This is a genomic window from Bradyrhizobium centrosematis (assembly GCF_045571495.1).
Lineage (GTDB): Bacteria > Pseudomonadota > Alphaproteobacteria > Rhizobiales > Xanthobacteraceae > Bradyrhizobium > Bradyrhizobium centrosematis.
In genome coordinates this window covers 289,116-301,004 of the sequence record NZ_CP120703.1, presented here as the reverse complement: position 1 = coordinate 301,004, position 11,889 = coordinate 289,116, and the positions used below count along the sequence as shown (strand labels likewise).

The window sequence follows — 11,889 nt, the reverse complement described above, 5'->3', positions numbered from 1 at the left end:
CCGGAGTGACGGCGCGAGATGCCGCGCAACACAGCGAGCCAAACATGAACATCAGATTGTCCCGCCGCCGCTTCCTCGCCACCGGCGCCGGCGCGCTCGGCACGATTGCGATGCCCTATCTGTCGCGCGCGGCCGATCGGCCGGCGGTCACGCATGGCGTCCAGTCGGGCGACGTCACCGCCAGCGGCGGCGTGGTCTGGGCGCGCACCGACCGGCCCGCGCAGATGCTGGTCGAGGTGGCGACGACCGATACGTTCAAGAATGCCCGCGCGCTTCCGCCGATCGCAGCCCTCCCCGAGAGCGATTTCACCGCAAAGATGCTGCTGGAGGACCTGCCGGGCGGCCAGGACATCTTCTACCGCGTCCGCTTCCGCGATCTCTCGCACAGTGCGGTCGAGGGCGAGCCGGTCGTCGGCCGCTTTCGCACGGCGCCGGCCGATCGCCGCGACGTCAGCTTCGTCTGGGGCGGAGACGTCGCGGGTCAGGGCTGGGGCATCAATCCGGATGACGGCGGCATGTTCACCTTCTCCACGATGCGCAAGCACCGGCCGGACTTCTTCCTGCATTCCGGGGACACCATCTATGCCGACGGCCCGATTGCATCCGAGGTGAAGCTCGCAGACGGCAGGATCTGGAAGAACGTCACCATTCCCGAGAAGGCCAAGGTCGCGGAGACGCTGGACGAGTTTCGCGCCGCGCATAAATACAATCTCACCGACGACAATCTCCGCGCCTTCAATGCCGAAGTGCCGATCTTCGTGCAGTGGGACGACCACGAGGTCACCAACAACTGGTCGCTGTCGAAGGAATTGCCGGCCGCCTACAAAGAGCGCGACATCGCGCTGCTCGCCGCACGTGGCGCACGCGCCTTCCACGAGATGTATCCGCTGCGCGAGAGCATCAACGAGCCCGGCCGCGTCTATCGCCAGATCTCCTACGGCCCGCATCTCGACGTGTTCATGCTCGACGAGCGCAGCTATCGCGGCCCGAACGGCCCCAATCTCGAAACCGCGTACGGCCCCGCCAGCTATTTCCTAGGTCCGGACCAGATCGCCTGGCTCAAGCGTGGCCTGCTGAATTCGCGCGCGACCTGGAAAGTGATCGCTTCCGACATGCCGCTCAGTCTCGTCGTATCCGACACGCCGAAAGGCGGCTCGGAAGCATTTGCGCAAGGCGACGGCCCGGTGCGCGGCCGCGAGTTCGAAATCGCCGATATCCTGCGCTTCATCAAGATGGCGCCGATCAGCAACACGGTGTGGCTGACCGCCGACGTGCACTATGCCGCCGCGCATTATTACGATCCGAACAAGGCGCAATTCCAGGAGTTCGAGCCGTTCTGGGAATTCGTGTCGGGCCCGCTGCATGCCGGCACGTTCGGCCCGAACGCGCTCGACAACACCTTTGGACCCGAGGTGCGCTTCGTCAAGGCGCCGGGCAAGGACAGCCAGAACCTGCCGCCCTCCGCCGGCATGCAGTTCTTCGGTCACGTCAAGATCGACGGCGCCTCGGGCCAGATGACGGTGACCCTGCGCGACCGCGCCGACGTCGCGCTGTGGTCGACCACGCTCGATCCGAAACCGTCCTGATGGCTCAAGCAGGATAAATTGGGGATCGATGCGCCACGGTTTAGCTAGCGCCGCGCAGCTTTAGCACCGCCTCCAGCGCCTCGCTCGAGCACGGCTTCTGCAGCCGTGGCTGGCCTGCCAATTCGGCCGGAATGCGCGCCTCGGCGCCATAGCCGGTGACGAAGACGAACGGGATCTTCAGCGCGAGCAGCCGCTCGGCGATCGCAAAGCTGGTCTCGCGGATCAGCTCGACATCGAGCAGCGCGAAGTCGGGCGCGCGCTTCGCAATGGCCTGCAGCGCCTGGGCCACCGATCCGACGGTCCGCACCCCCGCCACGCCAAACCCGAGCAGACGGTCCTCGAAATCGATCGCGATGATCGGGTCGTCTTCGACGATCAGAACGTCGGCCGGCCAGCCTGCGGCATTGGGAACGAGGGGTGCCATGATCACATCTGGGGTGGGGGGTTTTCGGATCAGGACTGCCGCGACACGATGCCTGCGCGCAGCGCATCGGGGGGTTCCCGGAACGAAACCCACCACATTGCCGTTCTCCAGTCTGTCCACTTGTGCACACAAATGCTGGACGGAACTCGTTAGGGTGAGAGGAGGATGGGAGTTCACGATGGATGCGCGCACCGGCAAGACGATCGAGGTGGAGACCCGGCCGGCCAACAATTTGTTGCGGCGTTTGAGCCAGGCTGACTACGCCCTGCTTGCACCCCACGTCAGCACCGAAAACGCCGCGGCCAACCATTTGCTCTACAATCCCGGCGATGACGTGCAGGTCGTCCACTTCCCCTGCGGGCCGGCGCTCGCGACCTTTCTCGTCCCCAACGAGGACGGCCGCGACGTCGAAACCATCCTGGTCGGCCGCGAAGGCGCGGTGGGCGGCATCGTCAGCGAGGGGTTCCTGCCGGCCTACACCCGGATCTGCGTGAAATTCGGCGGGCCGTTCGCGCGTATTCACGTTGCCAAGCTGGAGGCGGCCAAGCAGCGCTCGGCCTCGCTCCGCAACATCTTTGCCCGCTACGCCGATTGCATGCTGGCGCAGATCTTCCAGTCGACTGCCTGCAATGCGATCCATTCGATCGAGCAACGGACCGCCAAATGGATCCTGGCGGCGATGGAGCGGACCGGCGACGAAAGCAGCGTGCCGCTGACGCATGAGCAGCTTGCGACGCTGCTCGGGGTCGGGCGCAGCTATGCGAGCCGCGTGCTGCAATCGTTCAGGGCCGAAGGCGTGCTCGATACAAGGCGCGGCTCGATCCTGGTCCGCAACCGCGATGGCCTGAAGCTGCGCGCTTGCCTGTGCAACGACGCCGTGAAGCTGCATTTCGAAGAGGTGCTGCGCGGCGTCTATCCGACCGAGGAGCGGGAGGCGGGGTAGCGATCCTCCTCGCCGGCGAGGAGAAGGGGCGGGCACACTATCCCTCACGATCGGAACCTGGCTAAGATCCCCGCATGAGCGGGGCTTTGCTTCACACCATCTTCGACATCCTGGCGTGGCTGGCGGCGGCCGCCGCCGTCTGGTGGCTGTCGCGACAGCGGCTGCAGTTTCCGGCGCAATCCTTCGAAATGCCCTACATCGCTACGCTGGTGTTCGGGGCGGGTCTCGGCGCCTATCTGTTCGGCTCCGCCAATCTGTGGCTGTCGGGCCAGAGCGGCATCGCGCGCTCGGTCGAGGGCGCGCTGGCCGGTGGCATCGCGGCGATCGAGCTCTACAAATGGTCCGCAGGAATCACCGCACGAACCGGCGCTCGTTTTGCGCTGCCGCTCGCGCTCGGCATCGCGATCGGCCGGCTCGGCTGCTACTTCGCGGGCCTCGACGATTTCACCTACGGCACGCCGACGGCGCTTCCCTGGGCCCATGATTTCGGCGACGGCATTCTGCGCCATCCCGTGCAGCTGTATGAAAGCGCGGCAATGGCTGTATTCGCCCTCATCTATGTGCTGGCGGTCGTGAACCAGAACGCCTTTGTGATCACCAATGGTTTCTACCTGGCCCTCGTCTACTATGGAGCGCAACGCTTCCTGTGGGAATTCCTCAAGCCCTACGGCACGCTGATCGGTCCCTTCACCCTGTTTCACCTGCTGTCGCTGTCCATCCTGCTCTACGCCGGCGTCATGCTGGCCACCGCGCCCAAAGCGAGACCCATGCATGAACGCGCCGTTGCGTAAGTCGCGTCCCTATATTTTCTGGGGCCAGACCCAGTCTCTTTGCGAGACCTGCCTGAAGCTGGTGCCGGCCAAGATCCAGATTCACCGCAACGAAGTCTGGTACGAAAAACGATGCCGGGAGCACGGCGTCCAGTCGACGCTGGTCTCGACCGATGCAGCCTATTGGCGTCTGTGCAAGGATTTCATCAAGCCCGGCGACCGGCCGCTGCAATTCCAGCAGCGCACGGAATTCGGCTGCCCCTATGATTGCGGCCTGTGCGCCGACCACGAGCAGCATTCCTGCCTGGCGCTGATCGAGATCACCGAGCATTGCAATCTCACCTGCCCGGTATGCTTCGCCGAATCCTCGCCTGCACGAACGAAATTCACTCCGCTCCCTAAGATCGAGAGAATGCTGGACGCGCTGGTCGCAAGCGAGGGCGAGCCCGATCTGGTTCAGATCTCCGGCGGAGAGCCGACGCTGCATCCGGATTTCTTCGAGATCCTGAACGCCGTGCGCGCCCGTCCGATCCGCCACGTCATGATCAACACCAACGGCCTGCGCATCGCCCGCGAGAAAGATTTCGTCGCACGGCTGGCCGAGAACCGGCGCGGGCTGGAGGTCTACCTCCAGTTCGATTCGCTGCAGCGCGACGCGCTGATCAATCTGCGCGGCGCGGATTTGCGGAAGATCCGCCAGCAGGCGCTGGAAAATCTCGAGCATTACGGCGTGTCGACGACGCTGGTCGCAACCATCAAGCGCGGCGTCAATGATGCCGAGATCGGCGACATCGTCCGCCATGCTCTCACCTGGAGGTGCGTGCGCGGCGTCACGCTGCAGCCGGTGCAGGACGCCGGTCGTAACGACGATTTCGACGAGAAGACCGACCGCATCATGCTGTCGGAGATCCGCAAGCGCGTGATCGAGACCGGCGTGTTCGGCGACAAGGACATGATCCCGCTGCCTTGCAATCCCGAAAGCATCTCGATCGGCTACGGCCTGCGCAATGGCGAGAAGGTGCTGCCGCTGACCTCGCTGATCCCGCAGGAGCAATTGGTCGCGGTGATGCCTAACACCATCAGCCCGGAGAAATATCCGGCGCTGCGCGAAAAATTTGTCGACCTGTTCTCGCTGTCGTCGGGGCCGCTCAACACCAGCGAGCGCGTCTGCGAGCTGCTGTGCTGCCTACCGAGCTTTCAGGTGCCGGAAGGGCTCTCTTACGAGAACGTCTTTCGCATCACCATCGTGCAGTTTCTCGATCGCTTCAATTTCTGCGTCGGCAACGTCAAGCGCAGCTGCATCCATTTCGTCACGGAGCAAGGGGCGATCATTCCGTTCGACACTTACAATCTGTTCTACCGCAACGGCAAGATCGACGGCATCCGCGCCACGCTGGCTGTGCAGGCGGCCGAGGGAGTCATGCAGGCATGAGCATCAGCGACCCACCACCGCCCCCGGGACCGCCGCCGCCTCCGACGGAAAAGCGCAGCGGCTGCTTGACCGCGCTGATGGCGATCGCCGGCATCTTCATGCTGCTGCCGGGCCTCTGCGCGCTCCTGTTCGGTGGAATATCGTTGTCCGAGGATGGCAAGATCGCCTCCGACATCGCACCGCTGGTCTTTCTGGGGCTGGTCGTGGGGATCGGCGGGGTCGCCATGATCTGGGCGGCCATCAAGGGGCGAAAGGCCCCCGCCCATCCCGGGACGGAGCCCTAAGCTCCGGAGATTCCCGGACAAAATTCAGTCAACCAATGGGCAAAGAACACATTGTTTTTTGACCGTTTTTGCATATATTGCGCCGCAACGCGTAGGGCGCCCGGTCTAATATGGCCGGGCTTCCTTTTTGGGCGGAAAGCGCCCCGTTTCCAGTCTTCCAGCGTTGTTTCGAGAAGAGGTCCCGGTCCGACCGGCGAGATCGCGCTTAACCCATTGTTCGACCGCAAAGAAGCTCACTCATGAATCTTCGTAACGTCGCCATCATCGCCCACGTCGACCACGGCAAGACGACCCTGGTCGACAAACTCCTGCAGCAGTCCGGCACGTTCCGCGAGAACCAGAAGGTGACCGATCGCGCCATGGACTCCAACGATCTGGAGCGCGAGCGCGGCATCACCATCCTGGCCAAGGCCGCCTCGGTGCAGTGGAAGGACACCCGCATCAACATCGTCGATACCCCCGGCCACGCCGATTTCGGTGGTGAGGTCGAGCGCATCCTGAACATGGTGGACGGCGCCCTGGTGCTGGTCGACGCCGCCGAAGGCCCGCTGCCGCAGACCAAATTCGTGGTCTCCAAGGCGCTCAAGGTCGGCCTCAAGCCGATCGTCGTCATCAACAAGGTCGACCGCCCCGACGCGCGCCCGACCGAAGTCATCAACGAGGTGTTCGACCTGTTCGCGGCGCTCGACGCCAGCGAGGAGCAGCTCGACTTCCCGATCCTCTACGGGTCGGCCAAGCAGGGCTGGATGGCGGATAGTCCCGAAGGTCCGCAGGACAAGGGCATGGAGCCGCTGTTCGACCTGATCCTGCGCCACGTCGCCCCGCCGAAGGTCGAGGAAGGTCCGTTCCGCATGATCGGCACGATCCTCGAGGCCAACCCCTATCTCGGCCGCATCATCACCGGCCGCATCTCCTCCGGCACGCTGAAGCCGAACCAGCAGGTCAAGGTGCTGAACGCGGACGGCAAGCTGGTCGAGTCCGGGCGCATCACCAAGATCCTGGCCTTCCGCGGCCTCGAGCGCACGCCGCTCGACGAGGCCGAAGCCGGCGACATCGTCGCCATCGCGGGCCTCACCAAGGGCACCGTCGCCGATACCTTCTGCGATCCAAGCGTCGAGGTGCCGCTGCCTGCCCAGCCGATCGACCCGCCGACCGTGTCGATGTCGTTCATCGTCAACAACTCCCCGCTCGCCGGCACCGAGGGCGACAAGGTGACGAGCCGCATGATCCGCGATCGTCTGTTGCGCGAGGCCGAGGGCAACGTCGCGCTGCGCGTGGTCGAATCCGCCGACAAGGACGCGATGGAAGTGTCCGGCCGCGGCGAATTGCAGCTTGCGATCCTGATCGAGACCATGCGCCGCGAGGGTTTTGAGCTCTCGGTGTCGCGTCCGCGCGTCGTCTTCCAGAAGGACGAAGCGACCGGCGCCACTCTGGAGCCGATCGAGGAAGTCGTCATCGACGTCGACGAGGAGCATTCCGGCGTCGTCGTGCAGAAGATGAGCGAGCGCAAATCCGAGCTGATCGAGATGAAGCCCTCGGGCGGCAACCGCCAGCGCCTGGTGTTCTACGCGCCGACCCGCGGCCTGATCGGCTACCAAGGCGAACTGCTCACCGACACCCGCGGCACCGCGATCATGAACCGCCTGTTCCACGGCTATGCGCCGTACAAGGGCGAGATCCAGGGCCGCCGCAACGGCGTCCTGATCTCCAATGACCAGGGCGAGGCGGTGGCCTACGCCATGTTCAAGCTGGAAGACCGCGGCCCGATGATGATCGAGCCGGGCTGGAAGGTCTATCGCGGCATGATCGTCGGCGAGCACACCCGCGACAACGACCTCGAGATCAACGTGCTCAAGGGCAAGCAGCTCACCAACATCCGCACGACGTCGAAGGACGAAGCCGTGCGCCTGACCCCGCCGATCCGCATGACCCTGGAAAAGGCGCTCGCCTATATTGAGGACGACGAGCTCGTCGAGGTCACTCCGAAGTCGATCCGTCTGCGCAAGAAGCACCTCGACCCGAACGAGCGCAAGCGCGCGGAAAAGGCGAAGGAAGCGGTGGCGTAAGGCCGCGGCACACACTCACTGTCATGCCCCGCTTGGCCGGGGGCATCCAGTACACCCCGGCTTCTCGGCTCTACAACGATCGTCTTTGGAATACTGGATCGCCCGGTCAAGCCGGGCGATGACAGCTGTGCGTGCAGCGGCTTCAGCACTCTTCACGAACGTGCTAGAGCCCGCCCATGACCTCCCTGCCCTCCTCTGTCGACGTTGCGATCATCGGCGCCGGTGCCGCCGGCCTCGGCGCGGCGCACGCGCTGGCGGGTCGCGGCCTCGTCGTGATCGTGCTGGAGGCGCGGGGCAGGCTTGGCGGCCGGGCCTGGACGGTGCAGGCCTCGCCCGAGGTGACGTTCGACGTCGGCTGCGGCTGGCTGCATTCGGCGGACAAGAACTCCTTTGTCGCAATCGCGCAGCAGCTCGGCTTCGAGCTCAACAAGGACCTGCCGCCCTGGCGCGAGCGCGCCTATGGCAACGCATTTCCGCAAGCCGAGCGCGACGATTTCATGCGCGCCATGGACGCGTTCTACGAGCGGCTGTGGGAGGCCGCACAAAAGGGCCAGGACGAGCCCGCGAGCCGGAGCCTCGAGGCGGGCAATCGCTGGAATCCCATGATCGACGCGATCTCGACCTACATCAACGGCTGCGAGCTGAAGGACATGTCGACGCTCGACTGGGACGCCTATGAGGACACCAACTTCAACTGGCGCGTTCGCCGCGGCTATGGCGCGCTGGTCGCAGCCTATGGCGCGGCCTGTCCGGTGGCGCTGAATTGCAACGTCACGCTGATCGATCATTCGGACAAACGCATCCGCATCGCAACATCGCAGGGCACGCTGACCGCGGACAGAGTGATCGTCACCGTGCCGACCAATCTGATCGCCGACGAGACGATCCGCTTTTCGCCGCAGCTGCCCGCCAAGGTCGGCGCAGCAGCCGGCCTGCCGCTCGGCGTCGACGACAAGGTGACGCTGGCGCTCGACGACGCCGAAGCGTTTCCCAGGGAAGCCAATCTGCGCGGCGCCACCATGCGCACGGAGATGGGCACCTACCACATCCGCCCGTTCGGACAGCCCTGCATCGAAGGTTTTTTCGGCGGCAGCTTTGCCCGCGCGCTGGAAGATTCCGGCGAAGGCGCCATCGCCGCGCAAGCTGTCAGCGAGATCGCGGGCTTCCTCGGCAACGACATCAGGCGCAAGCTGAAGCCGCTGTCCGAATCGCGCTGGGCGCGCGATCCCTTTGCGCGAGGATCCTATTCGCACGCGCTGCCGGGGCATGCCGGCGACCGTGCCGTGCTGGCTGCGCCGGTGGATGGGCGGTTATTCTTTGCGGGAGAGGCGACGTCGCCGGAGTTCTTCACGACCGCGCATGGCGCAAGGGACAGCGGCGAGAGGGCGGCAGGGGAAGTGCTGGTGGCTCTGGGCAAGCCGTAGCCACACACTCCGTCATTGCGAGCGCAGGAAGCAATCCAGAATCTTTCCGCAGTGGCAGTCCGGATTGCTTCGTCGCTACGCTCCTCGCAGTGACGGAACTACTCGATCACCCGCGCACGCAAATCCGCATCGGGCACGAAGCACGCGTCATACTTGCCGAAGATGCGATAACGGTTGCGCGCGACAAGGCTGTAGACGAAATCGCGCAGCGGCTTCGGCACCGCGAAAAGCACCCGCATCCAGCCCCAGCCGGGAAGCTGCGACAGCACCGTCAGCGCAGCGTCGGACCTCACGAAGACCTCGCCGCCGTGGACCACCGCGTTGGTATCGGGATCATCGGGATCGATGCCGAACGTGCGCGCGAGCTTCGCGCCGTAATCCGACTGGATCGGCGTGAATCGAAACCGCTTCGCCCTGTCGCGCTTGGCAACGAACCGGACCCAGCGCGAGCAGAAGATGCAGACGCCGTCGAACAGGATCACATCATCGTCGGGCCATTTTGACATCAGCGATGATCCCATGACTTCTTGCTGGCCATTGGCCCGCGCTGGTTCAGCACACGCGCGAGCTCGCCCCTTGCGGCTTTGACGCCGGCTTCGGTTTCGATCATCCAATGGCCCTCGCTGCCGACGGCAGGCAGGGTGCGGAAGTCGGCCTTGCCCCCACTGCTGCGAAACGCATCGACGAGTCTCTGCGAAAATGCCGGCGCGAAATAGCTGTCGTTCGCCGCAACGAGCGAGGTGACCGGGATGCGCGCGGCCTTGCCGAATTCCGCCGCAGCGGCAAGCAGCGTATGTGGCGCGCAGATCCGGTTCGGCTCATCATTGGCATGGCCGCCGCGCCCCGGCGCAAACACTGCGATCGCGGAGATCGCTTTCGGATCGGCATCGGCGAGCGCCAGCGCCCCCCACGCGCCGGCGGAATGACCGATCACGACGGCGGCGTCCTTGCGAATGAAGTCCTGCTTTCGCAAATGCTCCAACGCGAGCCGGATCTCTTCGGCCGTGACACGGCCCGAACGCGCATAGTCGGCCTCGTCGCAGCCGCCCTGGTCCTCGACATAGCGGCCGCCGGTCGCGCCATGGCCAAGCCGCTCCGGCACCAGCACGGCAAAACCGCGCGCGACCAGATAAGCGGCGAGTGCCCGGTATTCCGGCTGCGGCATTTGCGCACGACGTAATCCATTCTGTGTCGAGGCGTGCGCGACGACCGCGAGCCGGAACGGACCTGCACCGGCGGGACGAAACAGCAGGGCGTGCGCGGCAATGTCGGCATCAAACGACGGCACACGCCACTGCTGCCGGCGAAGCGGCTCGCCCTCCTCGCCCGACGGGCCAAACGTGACCTGAGCGCACAGAGGCGGCGCGGTCAGCAAGGCCAGCAAAGGCAGGAGCGCGATGGTGGTGAAGAGCCGCATGAATGGCCGAGGGCGAACACGAACAGCGACAGCCACACTAATAGGAACGAATCACCATGGGCGCACTTTTTGCGGTGCCATTTCCGTCCGTTCGTTGCGGCCAAAGGAGTTTTGCACCGACACACGGCACGCCGGTGCCCTCGGAGTTGGCGTCCTGTCTTTTTTCGGTACAACAAGATCAAGAAACTGATGCAGAAAGTCCACACGTTAACCGATAATTAACGATAGCTCTTGCCGCCGGCGCGGCGACTTGGTTTGATTGCCTCCATGAGCACAACCCTGATCGAGGTCCGGCCGGCCAAAGCTGCAGACGCAACTGCGGTGGCGTCCACTCATGACGAAGCCTGGCGCTCGGCCTATCAGGGCATCATTCCCGGCGCCGAGCTGGAAAAGCTCATCAACCGCCGCGGTCCACAATGGTGGGACAGCGCGATCCGCAAGGGCAGCCGCGTCAGCGTGCTGGTGTTCGGCGACAAGATCGCCGGTTACGCCAATTACGGCCGCAACCGCGCCCGCAGCCTGCATTTCGACGGCGAGATCTACGAGCTCTATCTGCGGCCGGAATTCCAGGGCCTCGGCTTCGGCCGTCGCCTGTTCGCCGCCGCCCGCCGCGACCTGATGCAGAGCGGGTTGAAGAGCATGGTGGTGTGGGCGCTGTCGGACAACGACCCGGCAACCGAGTTCTACCGGGCACTGGGCGGCCGCATGGTGGCGCGCTCGTCGGAGCGGTTCGGGCCGAAGGCGCTCGACAAGGTTGCCTTCGCCTGGACCAATTGAGCTGCTGAAAGCTGAACGGCAGCGTTTTCCATTCCGTCGATACCGTTTGCCTTTGCGCCGGTGACTTCGGGATTCATTATTTCACAAAAACGCGATGGATCAGCGGGCCAAGCCCGCGTATGACAGCGCCAAAATCGCTGCCGGGCGCGATTTTACCTCGGCAACAACGGAGCCTTGAATGCGTATCGATGCGGTCTCGATCGGGAAGAACGTCCCCCACGACGTCAACGTCATTATCGAAGTCCCGGTGGGCGGCGAACCGATCAAATACGAGATGGACAAGGAGGCCGGCACGCTGGTGGTCGACCGCTTTCTCTACACGCCGATGCGTTACCCCGGTAATTACGGCTTCATTCCGCACACTCTGTCGGATGATGGCGACCCCTGCGACGTGCTGATCATCAACACCCGCGCCATCATTCCCGGCGCCGTCATGAGCGTGCGCCCGGTCGGCGTGCTGTTCATGGAGGACGAGGCCGGCGGCGACGAAAAGATCCTGGCGGTGCCGTCGTCGAAGCTCACGCAGCGCTATGACAAGGTGAAATCCTACTCCGACCTGCCCGACATCACGCTGCAGCAGATCCAGCACTTCTTCGAGCACTACAAGGATCTCGAGAAGGGCAAATGGGTGAAGATCCTGCGCTGGGGCGGCCCGGAGGAAGCGCACAAGCTGATCCTCGAAGGCATCGAGCGCGAGAAGAAGAAAAAGGCGTAGTCGTCGTTCCGGGGCGCCTCGAAGAGGCGAACCCGGAACCTCGAGATTCCG

Annotated in this window: 12 protein-coding genes; 9 read left to right on the top strand and 3 right to left on the bottom strand. The window is 64.3% G+C overall.

What is annotated here, in order from left to right; translation table 11 throughout:
- The first annotated feature begins 44 nt into the window (after positions 1-44).
- A complete protein-coding gene (locus tag P6U31_RS01425; RefSeq protein ID WP_407186515.1) occupies positions 45-1,586 on the top strand; it encodes an alkaline phosphatase D family protein in 1,542 nt (513 codons plus the stop codon).
- A 40-nt stretch (positions 1,587-1,626) separates the two neighbouring features.
- Here the strand turns inward: P6U31_RS01425 and P6U31_RS01420 are convergent, their stop codons facing one another.
- Positions 1,627-2,010, bottom strand: a complete 384-nt coding sequence (locus P6U31_RS01420; protein ID WP_407186514.1) for a response regulator — start codon at positions 2,008-2,010, stop codon at positions 1,627-1,629.
- Positions 2,011-2,188: 178 nt separating this feature from the next.
- On the opposite strand from P6U31_RS01420, the gene P6U31_RS01415 reads away from it, so the two are divergent.
- The 6 genes from P6U31_RS01415 (at position 2,189) to P6U31_RS01390 (ending at position 8,929) form a co-directional block, all read left to right on the top strand.
- A complete protein-coding gene (locus P6U31_RS01415; protein ID WP_407186513.1) occupies positions 2,189-2,953 on the top strand; it encodes a Crp/Fnr family transcriptional regulator in 765 nt (254 codons plus the stop codon).
- Between the two features lie 74 nt (positions 2,954-3,027).
- Entirely contained in the window at positions 3,028-3,744 is a 717-nt protein-coding gene (locus P6U31_RS01410) for a prolipoprotein diacylglyceryl transferase family protein (RefSeq protein WP_407186512.1), read from the top strand.
- Positions 3,725-5,155 carry a radical SAM protein gene (locus P6U31_RS01405; RefSeq protein ID WP_407186511.1) on the top strand — a complete coding sequence of 477 codons (1,431 nt, stop codon included), beginning with the start codon at positions 3,725-3,727 and terminating at the stop codon, positions 5,153-5,155. The genes P6U31_RS01410 and P6U31_RS01405 overlap by 20 nt, the downstream gene beginning before the upstream one ends.
- Positions 5,152-5,439 (top strand): hypothetical protein, encoded by a 288-nt coding sequence (locus P6U31_RS01400; RefSeq protein ID WP_407186510.1) that lies wholly within the window; start codon positions 5,152-5,154, stop codon positions 5,437-5,439. The genes P6U31_RS01405 and P6U31_RS01400 overlap by 4 nt, the downstream gene beginning before the upstream one ends.
- 239 nt (positions 5,440-5,678) lie before the next feature.
- Positions 5,679-7,505 carry a translational GTPase TypA gene (typA, locus tag P6U31_RS01395; RefSeq protein ID WP_407186509.1) on the top strand — a complete coding sequence of 609 codons (1,827 nt, stop codon included), beginning with the start codon at positions 5,679-5,681 and terminating at the stop codon, positions 7,503-7,505.
- A 176-nt stretch (positions 7,506-7,681) separates the two neighbouring features.
- On the top strand, positions 7,682-8,929 hold the full coding sequence (locus P6U31_RS01390; RefSeq protein ID WP_407186508.1) for a flavin monoamine oxidase family protein: 1,248 nt from the start codon (positions 7,682-7,684) through the stop codon (positions 8,927-8,929).
- 98 nt (positions 8,930-9,027) lie between these two features.
- On the opposite strand, the gene P6U31_RS01385 is transcribed toward P6U31_RS01390, so the two are convergent.
- Positions 9,028-9,435 (bottom strand): thiol-disulfide oxidoreductase DCC family protein, encoded by a 408-nt coding sequence (locus P6U31_RS01385; RefSeq protein WP_407186507.1) that lies wholly within the window; start codon positions 9,433-9,435, stop codon positions 9,028-9,030.
- Entirely contained in the window at positions 9,435-10,346 is a 912-nt protein-coding gene (locus P6U31_RS01380; RefSeq protein ID WP_407186506.1) for a dienelactone hydrolase family protein, read from the bottom strand. Before P6U31_RS01380 ends, P6U31_RS01385 begins: the two co-directional genes overlap by 1 nt.
- A 267-nt stretch (positions 10,347-10,613) precedes the next feature.
- Between P6U31_RS01380 and P6U31_RS01375 the strand changes: the two genes are divergently transcribed.
- Together P6U31_RS01375 and ppa are read left to right on the top strand one after the other, a co-directional pair.
- Entirely contained in the window at positions 10,614-11,123 is a 510-nt protein-coding gene (locus tag P6U31_RS01375) for a GNAT family N-acetyltransferase (protein WP_024338772.1), read from the top strand.
- A 178-nt stretch (positions 11,124-11,301) separates the two neighbouring features.
- The gene (gene ppa / locus P6U31_RS01370) at positions 11,302-11,838 is read left to right on the top strand and encodes an inorganic diphosphatase (protein WP_407186505.1); all 537 of its coding nucleotides are present in this window, start codon (positions 11,302-11,304) and stop codon (positions 11,836-11,838) included.
- The last annotated feature ends 51 nt before the right edge of the window (positions 11,839-11,889 follow it).